This window comes from Moraxella sp. E33BD (assembly GCF_041807865.1).
Taxonomy (GTDB): Bacteria; Pseudomonadota; Gammaproteobacteria; order Pseudomonadales; family Moraxellaceae; genus Moraxella; species Moraxella haemolytica.
Map to the genome: position 1 here is coordinate 87,052 of NZ_JBGTZD010000001.1, position 21,607 is coordinate 108,658.

Sequence of the window (21,607 nt, forward strand, 5' to 3'; positions counted from 1 at the left end):
CTTTTATCTTGTGTGCAAACTTGTCTGGTAAGATTGGCAGGATTGGGTACAAGATGACGTAAAATGACTAATAAAAAAATAGCATTTTTAAGACTGTTTTTTAAATGTAATAAAAAATGTAGTAAAAAATTATGCTAAGATATGTAAGCGGTATTTTTTTATGATTGATATGAACATCTCCCAATCTTCAACCAGTCAAGCTCAACCCATCAGACCATTATGGGTGCTTGTCATCGTCTTGATGGTGGTGGTTGTGCATATGTTTGTGATTGTTGTTGTTTTATCCAATAAGAATGTTATTCGGTCAATAATGGATACTAAGCCAACCATTAGTGTGCTAAAAGCTCAAATCCTGTCCAATAACCAAGCCGTACAAATCAACCAACGCCATGCGACCTCCCATCAACAAAAAACCACTCATCATCATAAGGATAGGCAATCAAGACTTAGGTCATCACCGCCCAAGATGGCAAATACTTGGCAAAATCCGCAGAAGATAGATAATAAGATTGCCACCGAGCATGATGATATACACAAAGAGATGAATACTGCCACTTTTGATGATGCACAGCTTTTTGATGGCACTCAAGATGACACCGCCCAGCATAATCAGACAACCCACATCAATCAACCCCCAAGTGGTCAAGATGCCAAACAAGCCTCCATACAAGCAACCGCACGCATGATACAGGCATGGGAGCGATATGCTAACATTGGCGATCAACAAATCAAACTGACCATACATCTTGATGAAGTGGGTAATGTTACCCAAGTTAAGGTGGTGGGCGACGACCAAGCGTTGGCTTCTAATGCGATTGCCGCCATTTATGATGCCGCCCCATTTAGTGAAGTTGCAGGGCTGACCAAGACAATGACGGTAATATTAGGGGCGGTTGGTATGCCTTAGCTTGTTTAGCGATAACCATGAAATATATATCAACCACAGTGATTTCATCAAAACAAAACGCATCTGCTAGGATTTTATCTATGGCTAATACCAAACCACTTATCGCACCCATGCTTTTTGGCACAGCCAAACTTAGCGTACTTTTCAGCCCATTTAGCCCATATCGCCAATCCCAATCAAAAGGCACAAGATGAAACACATGGCTATTGTTCGGATATTATTGGCAATCTTGACTGTTTTGGTATTAACAGGATGTCAGCACATTCAAGTAACCAGAAGCCCCCTTCCTGTTACTCTAAAGCCCAATGCCACTCAACAAGCCATGCTTGACAACTCCCATGTGATGGCAGGCGACCAACCATTGATGTTAAGTCCAACAAATTCACTCATCAAAAATAAGTCTGATGCTAAAAAATACACCGGCTTGACCAAGTTTTATCTATTAGAAAGCTGGTTTTGATGCAAGTGCCTTGCTTAAGTGGATTGTTGATTTAAACTGTCCAATAATCGGTTGTTTTAGATTATTGTCAAATCAGCTTAACCACCACCATCGCCATTCGTCCTGTTGATGGCTTATTGGCGTGGGTCTGGGCACGGTATGAATAAAAGCGTGGGTCTTGATAAGTACATGGCACATCGCCACCTATGACCTCAACCCCCAAATGACTTAGCTGTAATTGAGCAAGCCTGTTTAGATCAATTAGGCATTTGTCATCATCGGTACTATCTTTGATGATGGTGTGATATAAAGTATCAATATCAAAGGCAGTGAGCTGTTTTTGATGTATGCTTGTAATGATGCCATTACCAAGCGTGCGAGTGATTTGATAAGATGACTGGCGAATATGAGCACCAATAATGGCACGGTAGGTTAGATGCGGTTGTTTTTGTCGCATACAAGAGAGCGTATTTTTAATGATGCCGTTAGTCAACCCCTGCCAGCCTGCATGCACACAGGCGATAGGTGTCTGGTTGTCATTATGCTTATCATCGCCAAAAATCACAATCGGTACACAATCTGCCGTCATGATGGCAAGTGCTTGCCCTATCTGTGTACCGATCAGTGCATCAGCACATCTAGCATGGATAGATGGCGAACATTCATCAACATTTACCACAACATCGCTGTGCGTCTGATTAAGCCAATGAATGGTATGCACACCATACTCTTTTAATATTCTCAAAAAAGTCGCACGATGGGACAAAACCTGTTTAGGGTCATCTTTGACATGCAAGGCGAGGTTAAACTGCCCATAAATGTCATCTTTGGCGAATTTCTCAAACGCTCCTGCCGTGCTTTGTACCACCAAAATTTGTGGTGTATGGTGTAGGATAAGTACTGGGTCGCTGTATGCTGTGCCTGTGGCGTAGGTGGTCATGGTGTTTGCTACTGCTGCATTAAGGTATCAATCAGGTCGGTCATGTCGCTAGGCAATGGGGCATAAAACTGCATTGCTTCTCTTGTTTTTGGGTGAATAAAACCAAGCCTATAGGCATGTAATGCCTGACGAGTGAAGTTTTTTATGGCTTGGCGACATTCATCAGACAGACCTGATTTGATGGGCTGACCATAGACCTTATCCCCCACTAAAGCAAAGCCCAAATGCGACAAATGCACACGGATTTGATGCGTGCGTCCTGTTTTTAGGGTAACATCAAGCAGGCTATATCTGTCGTTTAATGCCGTTGCCTTAATAATGTGCGTCATGGCAGGCTTGCCACCATCTCGTACCGCCATCTTGGTACGCTGTGTCGGATGCCTAGCGATAGGAAGGTCAATGGTACTATGACGCAAAATATCGCTTGGTACGCCTTGGCAGATACATTGGTAGTGGCGATAGACACTCTTATCCTTGAGCTGATCAATTAAGTGTAGTTGTGTGGGCTTGGTACGAGCGACAACCAATAATCCTGTTGTATCTTTATCGATGCGGTGCACCAACCCCGCCCTAGGTAGATGGGCGTTATCGGGATAATGATACAATAAAGCATTGACAAGTGTGCCTGTTCGATTCCCTGCACCTGGATGCACAACCATGCCGGCAGGCTTATTAATGACAATCACTTCATCATCTTCATAAACCGCCTCAATGGCGATATTCTCTGGAAAATCGCTAGAATGATCCTCAATGACGGCACTAAGATGCAACACATCGCCCAACTTGACACGATATTTTGGCTTTTGAAGGGTGTCATTGACAAGCAGTTGCTTGCTTTCAATGAATGTCTGTAGCTGCATGCGTGAAAAGTCGGCAAACACGATGGCTGTTAGCTTATCTAATCTCATGCCTAGTTCATTTTCACAGACGGTATGGCTAAGCTCAATGCGTTTTTGTGGCTGATGATCATCAAACTCAAATTCGCCATCGGTATCAGGCGACATGGCGGTGGTGGTCATGGTGGTTGCTTGCAATTAAAAAATGACTAAATACTTTAGCATATTTATGCTTTTTTTTCTTGTGATTTTTCTAAGATTTTGTTAGTAAAATGATGGCGAAAAGTAATGATGGGTTTTTTTTATTGAAAATTGTGGTAAACTAGCCCAAATTTATGAAAAAATTGTCATTTGCACTTAATACAATACAGACACGAGGACATTATGAAATCATCACTACAATTAAAACTATTGGCAGCACTTATCACAGGCAGTATTGCCGTTAGTGGCTGTACCACATTAAAAAATGCTGTTGGCAAAAAAGAGCAGGTGGTCGCTACCGCAGAGAAGTCTGCTGTTGAGTACTATCAAGATGCCCAAGACGCTTTGACAAACAAACGCTATCGTGAGGCCATCACTGCATTAAATAACATTCGCACTTTTTATCCAACCAGTCGCTATGCAGAATCAGCGTTACTTGATTTAATGTATGCTCAATATCAAGCCAATGACTTTGAAGCGGTAACACAAAGTACTGAGGAGTTCATCAAAGCGTATCCAATCAGTCGCCACATTGACTATGCACTGTACACACAAGGTGTAACACACATGGGTGGCTCGCCAAAGGCATCTCGTCTATTTAAAATGGATCAGTCTCAGCGTGATACTTCTTGGTTGCGTTTGGCATTTCGTGATTTTCAAGCCTTAGTCAGCAACTACCCAAACAGCCCATACACCCCAGACGCCGCTCAGCGTATGATTGCCCTATATAATGACTTCGCTGAACATGAGCTGACAGCAGCTCGTTGGTACATTAAGCGTGATGCTTATCTTGCCGCTGCCAACCGTGCCAAATGGGTATTTCAATATTACCCACAATCAGAGGCGACTCCTGAAGCAATCGCCATCATGGCGTACAGCTATCATAAGCTTGGTATGACTGATACTGCCAATCAGTACAAAACTCTACTACAAATCAATTACCCACAGTATCTAGACAATCAAGGTGGCGTGCGTCTGCCAAATCAAGCAGCAACATCATGGGGCAAGCGAACCTTGTCAATGATTAGCTTTGGTAAACTTGGGCAAAGCAAAGATAAATTTGAGCAAGCCAGTAGTGATTACACAGGCGAGACACGCACACAGCTGATTCGTCAAGCGGTAAATTTGGCACTGCCCTCAGATGCCGACAGCTTGGCACAATAACACCCATTCACGCTTAAACCTTGCAAATAAACAGGCAAGCAAAAATGGTCAAATATGGCTAGATAAATCATATCAATCCCATAGCAACTATGGGATTGATTGTCATTTTAGGTGGTGTATGCGTATTCCAGAGTCTATTATTGAGCAAATCAACAGTCAAGCCGACCTTGTGGGCATGATACGCCGTCATACAACCCTAAAACCTGCAGGGCGTGAGTTCAAGGGCTGTTGCCCTTTTCATGGCGAAAAAACACCATCATTTTATGTAAACCCTGAATCCAATCTGTATTATTGCTTTGGTTGCGGTGCTAAGGGCAACCCTGTTACTTTTTTAAAAGATTTTGAACGCATGAGCTTCATGGAGGCAGTCAATGCTTTGTCTGAACAGACTGGCATTGATTTACCCAAAGATGAGACTTTTGACCAATCCATCAAATATAAAAAAACCAACAAAAAACCAGCCCAAACCCCTTCTGCTTTGCCAATGCCCAGTGGCAGTATGGCAATCTTGCCTAGCCAACCCCATGAGCAGGCATTAGGTGTATATGATTTATCTCATCGTGATGATGAATTCGCTTGGCATGATGGGCAAGAACTTCATGCAATGTATGAGCAATATGACCCATACCAAGCCCATCAAAGCCTTAATACACCACAAGAAACAGATGAACAAGGCGACTTGTACATTCTGCTAGGCAATATCTGTCGTTATTATCAGCACCAACTGCACAATACACCATCAGCAATGGCATATTTTGCCTCTCGAGGGCTAAGTCATGAGACCATTGCCACATTTGAACTGGGCTACGCACCCTCAGGCTGGCAACACCTAGAAGAAAATTTTCCGCATGATATTGAAGGATTAAGACTGCTTGGTTTGGTTCGCACCTCCCAAAAAGGGCGAGATTTTAACCTATTACGAGACAGAGTGATATTTCCCATTAAGGATAAGCAAGGACGAGTGGTAGGTTTTGCAGGGCGTTCGCTTGGTGATGAGATGCCAAAATACATCAATTCATCAGAATCGCCTGTTTTTCAAAAGCAGTTTGTGTTGTACGGTCTATACGAAGCTCGTCAGGCTCGAGCAAACAATTATATCATGGTTGAAGGTTACATGGATGTCATCGCCTTGCATCAAGCAGGCATCTATGGTGCGGTTGCACCGATGGGAACAGCCGCCAACGAAGGTCAAATCGCAAGCCTACTCAAATACAACGATACACTAACCATGTGCTTTGATGGCGATGGTGCAGGACAGCGTGCCGCTTGGCGTGCCTTAGAAGTGGCAGCCCCTGTACTTGCTGACGGCAAACAGCTCAAATTTTTAACCTTGCCTGACAATCACGACCCAGATACCTATATCAAAGCACATGGTGCTGATGCCATGAAAGATGAGATTGATGGGGCAATGAGCACTTCTGATTATGTGTTTGGTGTGCTAAGTAGTCGCTACGATGTAAGGTATCCTGAAAATAAAGCTGCCGCCATGGCAACTTTAAAAGAGCTGACTGCCAAATTCCCTAAGGGGTCAAGTTTTAAATGGTGGCTAAACAACGACATTTATCAAAGATTGGGGGCAAAAAAAACAGGCGAAAGACACTCTATTGATAAGGCCAATTATCAGCATTCCACCAATGATAACCTACTGCTATACCTATGCCTACTATACGCACCACACATTGTAGCAGATGATCCATTAGCACATATTTTGACACAAGCAGGCGTGATTGATGTGCATGTGGATTTTATTGATAGACTTGAACAGCATCAGCTACATCTGCCACCCCTACCCACTTGGCGAAGTCTGGGCGATGATACATTGACGGAACTAACCGATATTATTATGAATCTTGTCAAACTATCGCAAAGAGACATTATTCGCCCCCTTATTCCTACCGCTGATATGCACGCCATCAATGAGCAGGCACACTTTATCATGGCGAGTTTATCAGCAGATACCAGAGAGCTGTTAGCAAATCATTGGGCAGAGTTCTTTAGACAAATGGGCGAGCAGTCGCACGACGGCATTACCGCTCTTGCCAACGAGCTATTAAGTCAGATGCTCATGGAAACTTTTAAACAGCAACATGAACAAAGCAAGCACATCATCTTATCTGAAATTTATAAACGCCGTCTACTGGCACTAAACCAATGGGATAAAATACAAAAAGACAAACTTGCTACAGCTTTGGATAAAAAATCTGTTTCACCTTGTTGAATATTTTATCAAACATTAGGTTGTATGGCACATCAAATAACCAGACATAACCCACTCTTTATTGTCATTTTTATTAGCTGAATAGCTCCCCGCCCTGCTCCACCGCCCTTTGATAAGCACAGCGACTTTCACAGCGTCTTAGGTAGTCTTGTAAGTGCTGAAATTGAACCAAACCGCCACGACTTTGTAGGGCTTTAACAGCAAAATACACCTGAATATCTGCCCCTGTAAAACGATGAGCCACCCAATCTTTATCTGCCAGATGATGATTTAACAAAGAAAAGCAATCATAGATACTGTCTTTAATCATCAAGTGCTTGATTTTATTGGCAATCGCTTTGGCAACAGGGCGTATCAATACAGGGGATTTGGTGGCTACTTTAGTCATCACCAAATCCATCACCAAAGGTGGCATCATTGAGCTTTCACCAAAATGCAGCCAAAAGGCATAGTCTTCCCATGCCTCCTCATTGGGCAAAAAATGACAATCATTGTCATAATATTTCAAAAGATACTCAATGATGAAACCTGATTCCACCAAGGTTTTATGACGAGCCTCATCCACCAATATGGGTGCTTTACCCATAGGGTGAATTTTTCGCATCTGTTTGGGTGCAAGAAAATTTTTATTGCGTTCATGAACGATGATATTAAATGGCGTATGATATACCGCCTGTAATTCACACAGTAGCCACAAAATACGAAAAGAGCGAGAATGGTTTAGATGATGCAAAGTCAGCATAATACCTCTTAATTTAAGGTTATTGTGTAGGTTGTTGTAGTTGATTCGTTACTGATTGGTTGTTTTCAAAATACATAGACCACCAAAGATACTCAAAATAAAGCAAACACTCAAACAGTTGGTTGTTAATACACCCTATGGTTAATGGTGTTGAAAACAAAATTACAAACAAAAAAGACGAACATCAATCCGCCTTTTTTGCCTTGCTAGTTACTGACCGTCTTGATCAATCTCCACCACTTCGCCATCATCACTACTTTCGCTTAGCTCATCATCGCTTGGCTCTTCGTGCTCCACACACGCAAGCCCCACAAGCGTTTCACTCTCGCCGATGCGAATGAGACGAACGCCTTGTGCATTACGCCCTGCGGTAGCGATTTGGGCGACCGGTGTGCGAACGAGCGTGCCTTTATCAGAAATCAAAATAACGTCTTCATCGCCAGTTACCGCCACAGCCTTAACAAGCTGACCGTTACGCTCTGATGTCTTGATGGCGATTACACCTTGACCGCCACGCCCTTTGGTTGGATAATCTTCAATGGGCGTGCGTTTGCCATAGCCGTTCTCACACGCTGTCAAAATCTCGCCTGCTTGCGGTGCAACCACCAACGACACCACATGACTGATGGATACCACACTATCATCATTGGTATCATCTGTAGGTTCATCGTCATCTAAACCTGCTACGCCAAGATTGGCAAGCAAATTGACACGAATGCCTCGAACGCCCTTAGCGGTACGCCCCATGGCACGAATGACAGACTCTTTAAAGCGAATTGCCTTACCTTCGTTAGAGAACAGCATGATCTCTTGTTCGCCGTCTGTGATTGCCACCCCAATTAAGGTATCGCCATCCACCAGATCAATGGCTCGTAGCCCATTGGCACGCAAATTAGCAAATTGCGATAATGCCACACGCTTGACTGTACCGCTTGCGGTGGCAAAAAACACAAACTTGCCATCATCAGCAAGGCTCTCCACAGGCAAAATGGCAGTTACGCTCTCATCAGACTCTATGTTGATAAGATTAACAAGCGGTCTTCCCTTTGAGCCACGAGAAGCAATCGGCACCTCAAAGCCACGCAAGCCAAACACACGCCCTGTATTAGTAAAGCATAAAATATGAGCATGGGTGCTAGTAACAAGCAAATGATCAATCACATCATCTTCTTTCATGGCAGTGGCTGATTTACCCTTACCGCCACGCTTTTGGGCTTGGTAGTCGCCAATTGGCTGGGTTTTGGCGTAGCCTGTGCGTGATACAGTCATCACAACCGTCTGTTCTGGGATTAAATCCTCACGGCTAAAATCAGCTCGTGCGTCCACAATATCGGTTTTTCGTTCATCGCCAAAATCATCACGGATTTGAATCAGCTCTGCCTTAATCACGCCCATCAATTTGTCAAAATCTGCCAAAATCATCTGCAAACGAGCAATCTCACCCAAAATCTCTTGGTATTCTTTAGATAGCTTATCCTGCTCCAAGCCTGTTAAACGGTGAAGTTGCATATCCAAGATGGCATTGACTTGGTCAGGCGATAGGCGATATTCTTTATCGTTATTGATTAGCCCAAATGGTGCGTTTAAGTCCTCGCCTTCAATGATGTCTGGACGAACCGATGTTGCCCCTGCTGCTTGTAGCATGGCGACCACACCACCTGATTGCCAAATCCGCCCAAGCAAGTTCTCACGAGCCTCGCTACGATTGGTAGACTTTTTGATGGTTTCAATAATATCATCAATATTGGCAAGGGCAATGGTTAAGCCCTCAAGCAGATGCCCACGAGCTTTGGCTTTATTTAACTCAAAAATGGTACGGCGGGTAACAACCTCTTGGCGATGACGAATGAAGCTTGCTATCAAGTTATGCAAGGTCATCAAGCGTGGCTGCCCATTGTCAAGAGCGACCATATTGATGCTAAAACTAGATTCCAGGGGTGTTTGTAAAAACAGATTATTGACCACAACTTCAGCATTTTCACCACGCCTTAGGTCAATGGCAATCCGCATACCTTCTTTGTCAGATTCATCACGCACCCCTGTGATGCCGTCTAGTTTTTTATCATTGACCAGCTGAGCGATTTGCTCGATGAGTTTGGCTTTATTGACTTGATAAGGAATCTCGGTAAAAACAATGCGTTCACGGTCTTTTGAGTTCCCTTCCATATTTTCAATGACATATCGACCACGAATGTGCAGTCGTCCCTTGCCTGTCATGTAGGCATCACGGATACCACTACGCCCATAGATGATGCCGCCTGTAGGAAAATCAGGACCGCTAATATGGCTAGCCAACTCATCTTTTTCAATCATGGGGTTATCAGCATAAGCAAGGCAAGCATTCACCACTTCGGTTAGGTTGTGCGGTGCCATGTTGGTTGCCATACCTACTGCAATACCTGTTGCCCCATTGACAAGCAAGTTTGGCACACGAGCGGGCAATACAGACGGCATTCTTTCAGAGCCATCATAGTTATCTTCCCAGTCCACTGTATCCTTGTCAAGATCAGCAAGCATTTGGTGGGTCAGCTTTTGCATACGCACTTCGGTATAACGCATGGCGGCAGGCGGATCACCATCTACCGAACCAAAGTTACCTTGCCCATCTACCATCATATAACGCATAGAAAATGGCTGAGCAAGACGCACAATCGCATCATACACAGCAGTATCGCCATGCGGGTGATATTTACCGATAACATCGCCCACGACACGAGCAGATTTTTTGTAAGGTTTATTATAGTCATTAGACAGCTCGTGCATGGCGTACATGACACGGCGGTGTACAGGCTTTAAGCCATCTCGTACATCGGGTAAGGCACGAGAGACGATGACGCTCATCGCATAGTCAAGGTAGGATTGCTTTAACTCATCAACAATCCCAACGGGGGTTACGCTATCGGTCATAAAAAACCCTTTTTTCGTTTTAAAATCAAGCGTCTATTTTATCATAAACGCACAAAAAATAACACAAAAAAGCCCAGAATTACAGTGTTGATTACTCACAAAATCATCAAAACAGCAACTAGTGTCTATCCATCTTAGTCAAGTCATGAATATCATCATGGCTAAATACCAAAAATGAGATGAATGCTTATGGTGCTTATTGTCTTGATGTAGGCGATATGCTATCAAAGACATTGCAGTGGCGACTCGTTTGGGACTAAGGGGAGTTTGTTTATCCAACAAGACAAGACTCTCTAGTCTTTTAACGGTATTTTTAGCAAGATTTAAGCCAAGGGCTAAGCCTGCACTTAAACTGAAGTTTTTTGCATTTTTTAAGGAGAGTTTGTTTTTTGGCAAGGTAAGTTTATGTGGACGAAAGACCACAAGTTTATCAAAGCCCAGTGATTGTAAGCGTTGTTCAACATCGGCTTTGGCGGTGAGCTTTGGGTCTTTGTTGGGGGTATGAACACCTGCTTGCGATAAATAAAACATTCGGGCAACGCCTTTATCCAAACAGCTTTTGGCAAAATCCAGATTAAACAAGACATTCACTTGATAAAATTCATCAAAGCTGACAGCGTCTTTTTTATCCATATCAAGACAGCTAAACGCATCAGTATCAGCACCAATCGGTATACTGGCAATAATGCTGGATAAAGAATCAAAGTTTTGCACATGATAAATGTGTGTGTATTTTCTCTGATGCTATAAGGCTGTGTTCAAGTGATGACAATCAAAGTATCATACAATGCCCCAAGCTCTCGCATGAGTACCTGACCGACCTGATTTGAACTGCCAATTAAAATTGCTTTTCTTTTCATAAAACCAAAAAAACACACCAATCAACCCATTTTAACATAAAATGACTTAATTTATATTTATCCCCATGTAAAAGTCTTGCCAAATACCCCAAAAATGCCGTAAAATATACCAATCCTCAGATAAGTATTGATTTTTATTGAGTATTTTTATAGATTTTGATAAAATCATGCTTTATTATGTTAGGCATCGTGTCTATTTTAGGGGCTTTTATTATAAGAGCTTTTGAAAAATGATAATTCGGTGGCTGCCAGAGTTATCACGCTTAGCATATTTAAATTTCACCTTAACATTTTATCTCAAGGATACAACATGGCAAACTCAGCCCAAGCTCGTAAACGCGCTCGTCAAAACACTAAGCGTCGCCAACAACTAGCTTCTCAGCGTTCAATGGTGCGTACTTTCATCAAGCGTGTGAACGCAGCCATTGAAGCAAAATCATACGAATTAGCTACCGAAGCATATAAAAAAGCTGTTCCTGTGATTGACCGTATGGCTGACAAAGGCGTTATTCACAAGAATAAAGCAGCTCGTCATAAGAGCCGTCTAAACAAAGCAATCAAAGCACTACAAGCTTAATTGCTTAATAAAAAAGACCTTCTTGTAAGGTCTTTTTTATGTCATTTTTTATACTGAACGGTTGGAATATTTTTTAGAACGCTTCTGGTGTAATACTTAAATATCCATCGCTTGTAGCCGAATAACAGCACCATCTGACAAACGGTAAGCCACCAAATCACCACCCCATACACAGCCACCATCAAGCGATCGTACATCATCACTGGCAACTTTTGCTTGCAGTGCCGCCCAATGACCAAATAACACCCTTCTTTTTCTTGGGGCATGCCAAAGAAACCAAGGACGATATCCGGTCGGCATTTTGTCCAACAAACCTTCTTTAAAGCCAAATTCAAGTACACCATTTTTATCACAAAGACGCATTCTGGTTAGATAATTAGCGATGAGTCTTAGGCGTTTTGCCCCTTTTATGTCATCATGCCAAGGCTCAATTTTTTTGCTGTATAGTTTTGGTAGTAGCTTATCTAGGCTTGACAAATCGCCACTTAAAGCAGTTTGAAGCTCTTTGGCGTATGAATTAGCCTCATCAATGGACCAGTTAGGCGGTATGCCTGCATGGGTCAGCACCGTCTCATCACTAGGAAAGACAAGCAATGGTTGTGTGCGTAACCAGTTTAATAACTCATCACAATCAGGTGCATCAAAGATGGGGGCTGTTTTATCTTTTGGCTTGGGTGGCATGATGCCACGCCACACTGCAATAAGTGTGATATCGTGATTACCAATTACGGTAGTCAATGCCCCAATGTCAGAAAGTCGCTTAGCCTCTCTTAGGGTAGATAACGAATCCTCGCCTCTAGCCACAATATCGCCTGCTAGCCAGATTTTATCTTTGGTTTCATCAAAGTCTATCTGTCTAAGTAGGCTTAAAAATGCCCCAAAACACCCCTGAAGGTCACCGATGACATACTGATGACGATAAGTTTGGTATGCTTGATGCGTCATGAACCACCTTACTCTTTTAAGGTTGCCATCTTTTGAGCTGCCAAATCAGACAGACGCACAAAATCAGCCACCGACAGCGACTCTGGGCGTGCTTGTGGGCTGATGCTGATATCTTGAAAATCGGCTTCTTCTAAGGTAGGCAACAAAGATACAGATTTAAAAATAGCTCTTAAAGTTTTTCTACGATGATTAAAAGTTTCACGAACAATGATGGCAAACAATGCCTCATCTTGAGCGGTATAAGGTTTTTGCTTAAATGGCGTTAGACGAAATACCGCCGAAGTTACTTTTGGTGGTGGATTAAACGCCCCTTTTGGCACGGTCAATAGATAATCTGCTGTGCAGCAGTATTGCATGATGACGGACAATCGCCCATACTCTTTGCTATTAGGCTCGGCGGTGATACGGTCCACCACTTCTTTTTGGAGCATAAAGTGCATATCCGTGATGACATCAATAAATTCAAGCAGTCTAAACAAAATCGGTGTTGAAATGTTATAAGGCAGATTGCCCACAACACGAAATTCCCCTTTGCCAATCTGTTTTGCCAATGCTCGATAGTCAATGTGCATGGCGTTATCATTGACGATGGTAAAATCAGCATGGCTATTTGCACCAATGTTGATTTTGAGCTGAGCTGCCAAATCACGGTCAAGCTCAATGACCGTCATGCCATTCACCTCCGCCAATAGTGGCTCAGTTAATGCTCCAAGTCCTGGACCAATTTCTAGTAAATTGTCCTGACAAGACAAGCGGATGCTAGCAACGATTTGCTGAATGACACTGGTATCATGCAAAAAGTTCTGCCCAAAGCGTTTTCTTGGGGCATGGCGGGCTTCTTGGGGGGTTTTTGGAATATGTCGCATTAGGTTTTGTCAATATGTAATAAAAATAGAATGCTTAGTGAATATGAAATCCACATCAACCCACCATCATAGCATGATTTTGCTAATTTTTCCATATGGCTAGGGTTGGATAAAAACAGTTAGGAATAATAAAACAGCTTAGCGATATATCATATATGCGTTGTTAAATGGCTATACAAAATCGTGCTACCAATACCAAGCAACACCAGTCCACCAATAAACATCGCCACCCTACCAAAGCGAAATCCCAAGCAGTTGCCCAGATACACCCCAAGAGTTGCCATGATGGTCGTGGCAATACCAATAAGGGTCGCTGCCAACAATATATTCGCTTTTAAAAATGCCAACGACACACCCACAACCAAAGAGTCAATACTGGTAGCAATGGCAGTGATTAGCATCAGCCCAAAGTTGTCTTGAGTACCTTTATTTGTCTTGGTGGTGTGATGATGTGTATGTGTTTTGGTGGCGGCCTCATGAATAAAACGCAGTCCCAGAAAAAGCAATAAACCAAAAGCGATCCAGTGGTCAATGTAAGACAACCATTGACTGGCAACGCCACCAATCAACCAGCCGATAATAGGGGCAACACCTTCAATCACACCAAAAACAAGACCTGCCTTAAACGCCTGCACCAAGGTTGTCTGACGCTCGGTCGCTCCTTTGGCGATTGCACTGGCAAACGCATCCATAGACATGCCAAAAGATAAGGCGGTAAGAGAGACGATACTCATGAATCAATATCAACCACTAAAATTGTTTTTTAGTTCACGCAAGGCAGTAAAGACCGCCAAAGCCGAGTGGTCTTTTTGGGAGTGATTTTTACCAATGCTGTCATAAAGATTGTCATGATGGGTGTGCAAAAAGACATTGATGCGTCTTTCCTGCTCAAGCGTGGTTGGCAGTGATGGCTGTCCTTGTGCCAGCTTTTCTTGGGTAAGATTGATGGCGTGAGCAATATCATCTTTATATTCATCAGTACATACTGACAGACCAAATCTTAAATTAGCAAGTGTGTATTCATGAGCAGGATAAAACAGTGTATCTGTCGGTAGTTGATTAAAGCGAGTCATGCTATCATAAAGTTCTTTAATCGTTCCTGTAAACACACGACCACAGCCACCACTAAACAAAGTATCGCCACAAAATACAAGCAACTTATCATCTGCTTGGCACAGATAAGAAAGGTGCGTATCGGTATGCCCTGCTGTTCGCCATGTAGTAAACTCTGCCCCAAGCAACTCAAATCTGTCGCTCTCATCCACAAATATCCCATCAAGACCATGCTCACGATGAGCAATAATCTGTATGTCTGGATAGACATCTTGAATGGCTGATACACCACCGATGTGGTCATCATGGTGGTGCGTGATGAGTATGGCGATGGGGTTGAGCTGATATTGAGCCAAGTGTTTGATGACAGGTGTAGCTTCACCTGGATCAACGATGATGGCTTGATTGTCCTGACTGATTACCCAGATATAGTTATCGCTAAATGCTTTTAGGGCGGTAATGGCAAGCATATTTCTTCCTGTTTTGGCTTTGATCACATACCTTTGGTTTTGGTAATGATGTGCATTAAGCGTGTTTTTGCTCAAAGTCTTTCATAAATGCCACCAGTGCCTGCACCTGCTCTAAGGTGATGGCATTGTAAATACTAGCACGCATACCGCCAACAACACGATGACCTTTTAGGTTTAGCAGTCCTGCTTTTTTACTTTCTTCCAAAAACAGCTTATCTAAGGCTGTATCCGCCAGCTGAAACGGCACATTCATGATGGAGCGATACTGCAGATTGACCTTGTTGGCATAAAAATCGCTCTCATCAATGGTGCGATAAAGCAAGTCAGCTTTTTTACGATTGATCTTGGCAATGGCATCTACCCCACCATTATCCAATAACCACTCAAATACCAAACCTGACAGATACCATGCATAAGTTGATGGCGTATTTAACATACTGTCATTGTCAAATTGATTTTTGTAGTTCATGATGTTTGGACACCATGCAGATGCTTGTTCCATCAGGTCTTTGCGAATAATCACTAAGGTTAGCCCTGCAGGACCGATATTCTTTTGAGCTCCTGCATAAATCACGCCAAAGTCATTAACATCAATGGGTGTGGATAAAATACAAGATGAAAAATCTGCCACAATAGGAACATCTACTTTTGGTGTCTCAAATATCTGAACGCCATGAATGGTCTCATTTGGGCAATAGTGAAAATATGTCGCCTTATCGGACAGCTGCCAAGTATCCATGCTTGGCACATCAGTACCATCGCCTTGGGCAACCAGATTGATTTTACCAAGTCCAAGAGATTCGTAGCGTTTGGCTTCTGTATACGCCTTTTGTGACCAACTACCTGTAATCAGATGGTCTGCCGTACCGCCATTGAGTAGATTTAGTGGTATGGCTGAAAACTGCAATGCCGCCCCACCCTGCAAAAACAGCACCGCATAATCATCGCCAATACCCATCAGCTTACGCAAGTCTTGCTCAGCTTTGGTGGCAATCTCAATATAATCAGCACTTCTATGGCTAATCTCCATCACAGAAGTTCCTGTGCCACGCCAATCTAACAGTTCGGCTTGGGCTTTTTGGAGAACAGTGGTCGGCATTGATGCAGGACCTGCACAAAAATTAGCAAGACGCTTCATAAAAAATTCCTATAGATAATCAAGTAGACAGCTAAAATCGCCATCATTCATCATGAATCTGTTGGTATTGTAGCAGATTGTGCACAAAAATTGGCGTTTTTCGCACTAAATTTTTGGGCGAAAGCCAATGGCGTAAGATTTATTTTTCATCAAAGCCACCCATACCATAGCACCAGTCAATCATTGCTGTTATTGGGCTATGTTTTGGTATTTTTATTCAATAAGGTAGCTATATGATGCCCTACCGCTCGACCCATGGCAAGACAAGCAGTTAATAGATAACCACCTGTAGGTGCATCCCAATCCACCATCTCTCCTACTACGAATAGGTGTGGATTGTGTCGTGATTGCAGGGTGTGATTTAATGCTGATAATTTCACCCCACCACCTGTGCTAATCGCTTCATCTATAGGACGAAAGCCGTCAAAATAAATTGGTAATGCCTTGATAAAACTAGCCATTTTTTGAAAATCTGACCAATCGTTTTTGTTGGTGCATTCTCTTAATAAAGCGGTTTTAATGGGGTCAAGCCCTATTTTTCGACACAGGTTATTTAAAGATTGTTTTTTGGTTTGCGTAAAGACTTTGGTAATGAATTGGGGCGACTTATCAGGCAACAAATCAAGCGTTAGGCAGATTTTTCCTTGCGTGTCTAGTTCATCTTTCATGGAGCGATTAAGTTTATAGATAACACCGCTTTCCATGCCATAATGACTGATGATGATATCGCCATAATCTGTATGCTTACCAACACTTGCCCTTACTCGCTTTAATGCCTGCCCAAAGTGGCTGTGCATAAAAGGCGACCATGTACGCTCTATGCCAACATTGCTAGCATAAAGAGGGGTTAGCTCATCTTGACCAAACCACGCTTGCCACGCCCCATCACTACCCAAGCGAGCATATGAGCCACCACCGCACGCCAAGATAATAATATCAAAAGACCGACTAATTACCCCTATCGGCTGACCATCTTTATCATGTATGCTAAAAGTTGCCATGTCATCATGAATGTCAGTACAACGATGTCGATAGTAGATGCACACACCCTGTTCATCTAGACGGTGCAACCACGCTCTTAGTAGTGCTGACGCTTTCATTTGCGTAGGGAAAATTCGTCCGCTTGAGCCAATATAACTGTCAATACCAAGTCCACTCATCCACGCTTGAATGTCATTAGCATGAAACTGACGCACCCAGTTACCGATACGCACATCGCTATAACGAGTGATGAACTCATCAAGTGGCTCACTGTGCGAGATGTTTAGCCCTGTTTTGCCCGCCATGAGTAGCTTTCTACCAGCTGTTGGCATCTGTTCATAGACCTGCACACTAATGCCTGATGCCGAAAGTATTTCTGCTGCCATAAGCCCTGATGCCCCTGCCCCAATGATGGCAACAATGGGCGTATGATTATGCGTCATGGTCTGCTTGTATGGCTTGATTGCTTTTTTGACCATCAGCATCATCAAAACGAGTTTGGTAGTAGTTGGGCTTTAAGATGGTCAATTCTTGACAAACTTCACCCCGTGCTAGGTACTTAATTTCAAAATGTGTACGAACAGAATCACTCTTAATCACACATCGTTCATAAGGCAGTAGCCACACTTCATCAAGTAGTTTTTGTGCTTCGTCAATGTATTCACCAATGTTACTGGCGATTGTAATGGCTGCCCCTGCTTTTAGTCGTGATACCAAAAACTCAAAAAATGGCATATTCAGCCAACGCTGATTTTTGTTGGCAGGTTCTGGATTGGGGTATAAGATGAATACGCCATCTAAAGAATTGGGCAGGATATGATGTGCGGTATAAGCAATGGCATCGGCATGTACGGCAGTCAGATTATCCAGATTTTCACCATCCGCTTGTTTTTTGAATGCCAAAAACTTCTCTTGAGTGCGTTCGATGGCGATAATATGTTTATCAGGATTTTGTTTGGCAAACGATAAGGTGTGTTTTCCCTTGCCTGCACCAATTTCAAGAAATAAGGGACGAGTAGTAAAAATGGGCGTAGTGCCTTTTGGGGCAAAAATAGCATCAGTGCGAAACTGGCGTTCAAAGCGGTGAGATAATTCGGTCATGGCAGATTACTGGTTGATTAAAACTTTATAATTGGGCGAATGATAAGACCTTATTATAGCAAATTTGTCATAAAAAACTGCACAAATCTACGAATTTTTACCTTTAGCCCTGCCTTTGAAATGACAAAACAAGCATGATGATTTATAATGACGCATCATTTATCTTTGGTGGTGGTTTATGAAAGATTTTATTGTTGCATATACAGATGGGGCTTGTAAGGGTAATGGCAAGCAAGGTGCATCAGCGGGTGGCTTTGGGGCACACATTTTATACCCTAATGGCGATATACTAAATATATGGGGCGGAGAGAGCGACACAACGAATAACCGCATGGAGCTAATGGCGGCAATTGTTGCCCTAAAGCGTACACCCTTTAAGATGCCCATTCAGATTTGGACAGATTCTGGCTATGTCAAAGACGGTATTACCAAATGGATTTTTAACTGGAAAAATAACGGCTGGAAAAAAGCTGATAAAAAGCCCGTGCTAAATGTTGAGCTTTGGCAGGAGCTTGATCAATTAACACAAGGTCGTAGCATTGATTGGCAATGGATTAAAGGTCATGCAGGTCATGCAGGCAATGAGATGGCAGACACACTTGCCAATCAAGGCGTTCTGGGTGCAGGCGAGTCATTCATTGCTCACGATGGTAATGACAATCAAAATAATAACAACGACAATGACTCAACTGTCGGTCAAAAAAACACTCATATAGCAGACAATAATAACCAATCAGCAGACAATGCAGACGACAGATCATCTGCATCGCTTGGCTTTACCATCAGCCCAGATGACAACCAAAATCCCAATTATGATGGCAATACCCGCAGGGTTAATCCGGACTTTTGGGCAATATTACCAAAACCTGTCAATCGTGGTGTCAGCAACCGACAACTGATTATGGATACAGAAACCACAGGTTTTGATGACCGAGGTGGCGACCGCATTGTTGAGGTGGGTATTGTTGAGATGGTTGGTCGCCGTTTTACTGGCAACAAACTACATGTCTATATCAACCCTGACAAAGTAATGGATGAAGAGGTCATTCGAGTGCATGGTATCGCCAATGAATTTTTGGTGGATAAACCAAAGTTTGCTGATGTGGCTCATGCCATTTATGAATTCATGGTGGATAGCGAAATCATAGCACATAACGCATCATTTGATATGCGGTTTTTGAACATGGAATTTGCCAAAGTGGGACTGAGCGATTTTCACGAGCGTGTCAAAGTAACCGACTCGCTTGCCATCGCCAAAGAACTCTACCCTGGTCAAAAAAACTCTCTTGATGCACTCGTGCGTCGTTTAGATGTCGGTAAACAAGATCGTACTTTCCACGGAGCTTTATTAGACTCTGAGATTTTAGCAGAAGTTTATCTTGCCATGACAGGCGGACAAATTGCCATGCACATGGAATATACAGATGACGATGGCTCTGGTCTAACCGCTGCATCGGGCTTTTCTAGCTTGGCAGAATTTGCAACCATGCTTAAAGCATCAGTCAGCGATGAGTCTGCCGACCAAGCGTGGCGTGAATCGGTGCTATCATGACTGTTCGTTACTTTGTGATTGACAAAGACAGCGTACTGTGTGATGAGCAAAGCTGTCCTGTGCTTTTTGTTGGACCATTTCATGATCAGATGATATCCTTAGCATTTGGCGAGATTCATGGTAACAAGCCTACCAGTAGTAGCCTAGATATCCATCCATTTGCCATCTCAAAAGATGACGCTCTTAATGCCAAGCTCATCGGTATGCACGGCAATATCTGCGTTCATGCCAAGCATAAGTCCCTACAGTTTTTGAGCTATCGTCATATCGTAGGCATTCTAGATACATCAATGGCACAAACCATTAGCCGTGCCATACAGCTGATCTTATGGCAAAGCGACCACCGTTTTTGTTCTCGCTGCGGCAAACCCACCCATGTTCATCAGTACGAACACGCCATGGTCTGTCGCCATTGTCATCATAGAGCCTATCCACGAGTACAACCCTGTGTCATCGTCGCCATTACTCGTGTTTGTCCTGATACCCATTGTCGCCAGATACTACTTGCTCATCACCACCACAAAGATACAGGCATGTATGGTCTGATTGCAGGCTTTATAGAGGCAGGCGAGTCGCTAGAGGCGGCGGTAGTTCGTGAAGTGCAAGAGGAAGTTGGACTATGTATCACGAATGCCAGATATCTAAGTAGTCAGCCATGGCCTTATCCAAGCAATCTAATGCTTGGCTTTATTGCTGATTATCAAAGTGGTAACATTCACCTACAGGAGAATGAACTGGCTGATGCACAGTTTTTTGATATCAAGCATTTGCCAAAAATACCCAGTAAAGGCACGATAGCTTACGAGCTTATTCAAGCAGTCGTTCGCATTGACGAATCTTTATCCGCCATTTGAATTTGATAAAATATGAGCATCGCTACCGACCGATTAGACAACCTTCCTGTACTATTCTCACCATTAACCCTAGATGAGATTGACAAGAACAAACGCATCGCCATCGCACAGATAGATGCCATCTTGCCACAAACCCAATGTGGGCAATGTGGGCATCACGATGGTTGCCTGCCTTATGCTCACGGTGTCATCATGAATCAAGAACCACCAAATTTATGCGTACCAGGTGGTCAGGTGGTTACTGATGGTATCACACAGATTTTGGGTGTTCTACCCATGACTGCCACACCAAGCAAATGGCAAACCGACCCCAAGACAAACCGACCCAGTGAGATGCGTGCCGTCATACAAGAAGCAGACTGTATTGGCTGCACTAAGTGTATTCCTGCCTGCCCTGTTGATGCCATCATCGGCACAGCCAAACACATGCACAGTATCATTACCGAGCTTTGTACAGGTTGCGAATTATGCCTGATTCCATGCCCTGTGGACTGCATTGATTTGGTTGCACATGTACGCACACTTGATGATACGGCTCGCACCCAAGAGCAAAATCATCTCCGACAACGCTACCATCAGCATTTAAACCGTGTTGAAGCCACCATTAAGCAAGGTGCAAAACCTGTGGTCAGTACTGTCGAGTCAGCGATGGCAAATGTCCTAAGCACTACCCACAATCACACCACCACGCCAAACATTGACCAAATCACAGCAAAAAACACCATCGTTGCTGCCAAACTTAGAACTCAGATTAAAAAACTCAATAAGCAGTTATCTATACATGATAATGACGAAATACGGACAAAGTTAGAACAATTAACCGAGCAATTACAATCATTAGAACATGACTCATGAC

Annotated in this window: 20 protein-coding genes; 8 read left to right on the forward strand and 12 right to left on the reverse strand. The window is 43.2% G+C overall.

The features are described from left to right. Nucleotides 1-160 precede the first annotated feature (160 nt). Both ACERC6_RS00380 and ACERC6_RS00385 read left to right on the forward strand, forming a co-directional pair. Nucleotides 161-907, forward strand: a complete 747-nt coding sequence (locus ACERC6_RS00380) for a hypothetical protein (RefSeq protein WP_373627276.1) — start codon at nucleotides 161-163, stop codon at nucleotides 905-907. Between the two features lie 190 nt (nucleotides 908-1,097). Then, nucleotides 1,098-1,367: a lipoprotein gene (locus ACERC6_RS00385; protein ID WP_284674488.1), complete on the forward strand. Its 270-nt coding sequence runs from the start codon at nucleotides 1,098-1,100 to the stop codon at nucleotides 1,365-1,367. Nucleotides 1,368-1,434: 67 nt separating this feature from the next. Here ACERC6_RS00385 and ACERC6_RS00390 read toward each other — a convergent pair whose 3' ends face one another. Beyond that, nucleotides 1,435-2,286, reverse strand: coding sequence for a polyphenol oxidase family protein (locus tag ACERC6_RS00390; protein ID WP_373627277.1), 852 nt, complete (start codon nucleotides 2,284-2,286; stop codon nucleotides 1,435-1,437). An 8-nt stretch (nucleotides 2,287-2,294) separates the two neighbouring features. Continuing rightward, nucleotides 2,295-3,305: an RluA family pseudouridine synthase gene (locus ACERC6_RS00395; RefSeq protein WP_373627278.1), complete on the reverse strand. Its 1,011-nt coding sequence runs from the start codon at nucleotides 3,303-3,305 to the stop codon at nucleotides 2,295-2,297. Nucleotides 3,306-3,506: 201 nt separating this feature from the next. On the opposite strand from ACERC6_RS00395, the gene ACERC6_RS00400 reads away from it, so the two are divergent. Beyond that, a complete protein-coding gene (locus ACERC6_RS00400) occupies nucleotides 3,507-4,487 on the forward strand; it encodes an outer membrane protein assembly factor BamD (RefSeq protein WP_373627279.1) in 981 nt (326 codons plus the stop codon). A 118-nt stretch (nucleotides 4,488-4,605) separates the two neighbouring features. Then, nucleotides 4,606-6,705, forward strand: coding sequence for a DNA primase (locus tag ACERC6_RS00405; RefSeq protein ID WP_373627280.1), 2,100 nt, complete (start codon nucleotides 4,606-4,608; stop codon nucleotides 6,703-6,705). A gap of 73 nt (nucleotides 6,706-6,778) precedes the next feature. On the opposite strand, the gene ACERC6_RS00410 is transcribed toward ACERC6_RS00405, so the two are convergent. The 3 genes from ACERC6_RS00410 to ACERC6_RS00420 form a co-directional block, all read right to left on the reverse strand. Next, a complete protein-coding gene (locus tag ACERC6_RS00410) occupies nucleotides 6,779-7,447 on the reverse strand; it encodes a glutathione S-transferase (RefSeq protein ID WP_284674484.1) in 669 nt (222 codons plus the stop codon). Between the two features lie 210 nt (nucleotides 7,448-7,657). Then, nucleotides 7,658-10,354, reverse strand: coding sequence for a DNA gyrase subunit A (gyrA, locus tag ACERC6_RS00415; protein ID WP_373627281.1), 2,697 nt, complete (start codon nucleotides 10,352-10,354; stop codon nucleotides 7,658-7,660). A 138-nt stretch (nucleotides 10,355-10,492) separates the two neighbouring features. Further along, complete coding sequence (locus tag ACERC6_RS00420) at nucleotides 10,493-11,068, reverse strand: hypothetical protein (protein WP_373627282.1); 576 nt, start codon at nucleotides 11,066-11,068, stop codon at nucleotides 10,493-10,495. A gap of 456 nt (nucleotides 11,069-11,524) precedes the next feature. Here ACERC6_RS00420 and rpsT point away from each other — a divergent pair, with 456 nt between their 5' ends. Continuing rightward, on the forward strand, nucleotides 11,525-11,791 hold the full coding sequence (rpsT, locus tag ACERC6_RS00425) for a 30S ribosomal protein S20 (RefSeq protein WP_284674481.1): 267 nt from the start codon (nucleotides 11,525-11,527) through the stop codon (nucleotides 11,789-11,791). Between the two features lie 96 nt (nucleotides 11,792-11,887). On the opposite strand, the gene ACERC6_RS00430 is transcribed toward rpsT, so the two are convergent. The 7 genes from ACERC6_RS00430 to ACERC6_RS00460 form a co-directional block, all read right to left on the reverse strand. Beyond that, nucleotides 11,888-12,736, reverse strand: coding sequence for a symmetrical bis(5'-nucleosyl)-tetraphosphatase (locus ACERC6_RS00430; RefSeq protein ID WP_373627283.1), 849 nt, complete (start codon nucleotides 12,734-12,736; stop codon nucleotides 11,888-11,890). An 8-nt stretch (nucleotides 12,737-12,744) separates the two neighbouring features. After that, on the reverse strand, nucleotides 12,745-13,602 hold the full coding sequence (rsmA, locus tag ACERC6_RS00435) for a 16S rRNA (adenine(1518)-N(6)/adenine(1519)-N(6))-dimethyltransferase RsmA (RefSeq protein WP_373627284.1): 858 nt from the start codon (nucleotides 13,600-13,602) through the stop codon (nucleotides 12,745-12,747). A 149-nt stretch (nucleotides 13,603-13,751) separates the two neighbouring features. Then, nucleotides 13,752-14,336: a manganese efflux pump MntP family protein gene (locus tag ACERC6_RS00440; protein ID WP_373627285.1), complete on the reverse strand. Its 585-nt coding sequence runs from the start codon at nucleotides 14,334-14,336 to the stop codon at nucleotides 13,752-13,754. A 9-nt stretch (nucleotides 14,337-14,345) separates the two neighbouring features. After that, nucleotides 14,346-15,125 (reverse strand): hydroxyacylglutathione hydrolase, encoded by a 780-nt coding sequence (gene gloB / locus ACERC6_RS00445; RefSeq protein ID WP_284674477.1) that lies wholly within the window; start codon nucleotides 15,123-15,125, stop codon nucleotides 14,346-14,348. 55 nt (nucleotides 15,126-15,180) lie between these two features. Beyond that, nucleotides 15,181-16,263, reverse strand: a complete 1,083-nt coding sequence (gene serC, locus ACERC6_RS00450) for a 3-phosphoserine/phosphohydroxythreonine transaminase (protein WP_373627286.1) — start codon at nucleotides 16,261-16,263, stop codon at nucleotides 15,181-15,183. Nucleotides 16,264-16,460: 197 nt separating this feature from the next. Next, on the reverse strand, nucleotides 16,461-17,687 hold the full coding sequence (locus ACERC6_RS00455; protein WP_284674475.1) for a TIGR03862 family flavoprotein: 1,227 nt from the start codon (nucleotides 17,685-17,687) through the stop codon (nucleotides 16,461-16,463). Then, on the reverse strand, nucleotides 17,677-18,345 hold the full coding sequence (locus tag ACERC6_RS00460; protein ID WP_373627289.1) for an SAM-dependent methyltransferase: 669 nt from the start codon (nucleotides 18,343-18,345) through the stop codon (nucleotides 17,677-17,679). The genes ACERC6_RS00455 and ACERC6_RS00460 overlap by 11 nt, the downstream gene beginning before the upstream one ends. 178 nt (nucleotides 18,346-18,523) lie before the next feature. Here ACERC6_RS00460 and dnaQ point away from each other — a divergent pair, with 178 nt between their 5' ends. Genes dnaQ through ACERC6_RS00475 form a run of 3 tightly spaced genes read left to right on the forward strand, consistent with a single transcriptional unit; the run spans nucleotide 18,524 to nucleotide 21,606 of the window. Then, nucleotides 18,524-19,897, forward strand: a complete 1,374-nt coding sequence (gene dnaQ / locus ACERC6_RS00465; protein WP_373627291.1) for a DNA polymerase III subunit epsilon — start codon at nucleotides 18,524-18,526, stop codon at nucleotides 19,895-19,897. Then, nucleotides 19,894-20,751 carry an NAD(+) diphosphatase gene (gene nudC / locus ACERC6_RS00470; protein WP_373627292.1) on the forward strand — a complete coding sequence of 286 codons (858 nt, stop codon included), beginning with the start codon at nucleotides 19,894-19,896 and terminating at the stop codon, nucleotides 20,749-20,751. Before dnaQ ends, nudC begins: the two co-directional genes overlap by 4 nt. Before the next feature lie 12 nt (nucleotides 20,752-20,763). Then, entirely contained in the window at nucleotides 20,764-21,606 is an 843-nt protein-coding gene (locus tag ACERC6_RS00475; protein ID WP_373627294.1) for an RnfABCDGE type electron transport complex subunit B, read from the forward strand. The last annotated feature ends 1 nt before the right edge of the window (nucleotide 21,607 follow it).

Coding starts and splice junctions, on each gene's coding strand:
- ACERC6_RS00380 (WP_373627276.1), top strand. CDS start 161: ATGATTGATATGAACATCTCCCAATCTTCAACCAGTCAAGCTCAACCC.
- ACERC6_RS00385 (WP_284674488.1), top strand. CDS start 1,098: ATGAAACACATGGCTATTGTTCGGATATTATTGGCAATCTTGACTGTT.
- ACERC6_RS00390 (WP_373627277.1), bottom strand. CDS start 2,286: ATGACCACCTACGCCACAGGCACAGCATACAGCGACCCAGTACTTATC.
- ACERC6_RS00395 (WP_373627278.1), bottom strand. CDS start 3,305: ATGACCACCACCGCCATGTCGCCTGATACCGATGGCGAATTTGAGTTT.
- ACERC6_RS00400 (WP_373627279.1), top strand. CDS start 3,507: ATGAAATCATCACTACAATTAAAACTATTGGCAGCACTTATCACAGGC.
- ACERC6_RS00405 (WP_373627280.1), top strand. CDS start 4,606: ATGCGTATTCCAGAGTCTATTATTGAGCAAATCAACAGTCAAGCCGAC.
- ACERC6_RS00410 (WP_284674484.1), bottom strand. CDS start 7,447: ATGCTGACTTTGCATCATCTAAACCATTCTCGCTCTTTTCGTATTTTG.
- gyrA (WP_373627281.1), bottom strand. CDS start 10,354: ATGACCGATAGCGTAACCCCCGTTGGGATTGTTGATGAGTTAAAGCAA.
- rpsT (WP_284674481.1), top strand. CDS start 11,525: ATGGCAAACTCAGCCCAAGCTCGTAAACGCGCTCGTCAAAACACTAAG.
- ACERC6_RS00430 (WP_373627283.1), bottom strand. CDS start 12,736: ATGACGCATCAAGCATACCAAACTTATCGTCATCAGTATGTCATCGGT.
- rsmA (WP_373627284.1), bottom strand. CDS start 13,602: ATGCGACATATTCCAAAAACCCCCCAAGAAGCCCGCCATGCCCCAAGA.
- ACERC6_RS00440 (WP_373627285.1), bottom strand. CDS start 14,336: ATGAGTATCGTCTCTCTTACCGCCTTATCTTTTGGCATGTCTATGGAT.
- gloB (WP_284674477.1), bottom strand. CDS start 15,125: ATGCTTGCCATTACCGCCCTAAAAGCATTTAGCGATAACTATATCTGG.
- serC (WP_373627286.1), bottom strand. CDS start 16,263: ATGAAGCGTCTTGCTAATTTTTGTGCAGGTCCTGCATCAATGCCGACC.
- ACERC6_RS00455 (WP_284674475.1), bottom strand. CDS start 17,687: ATGACGCATAATCATACGCCCATTGTTGCCATCATTGGGGCAGGGGCA.
- ACERC6_RS00460 (WP_373627289.1), bottom strand. CDS start 18,345: ATGACCGAATTATCTCACCGCTTTGAACGCCAGTTTCGCACTGATGCT.
- dnaQ (WP_373627291.1), top strand. CDS start 18,524: ATGAAAGATTTTATTGTTGCATATACAGATGGGGCTTGTAAGGGTAAT.
- nudC (WP_373627292.1), top strand. CDS start 19,894: ATGACTGTTCGTTACTTTGTGATTGACAAAGACAGCGTACTGTGTGAT.
- ACERC6_RS00475 (WP_373627294.1), top strand. CDS start 20,764: ATGAGCATCGCTACCGACCGATTAGACAACCTTCCTGTACTATTCTCA.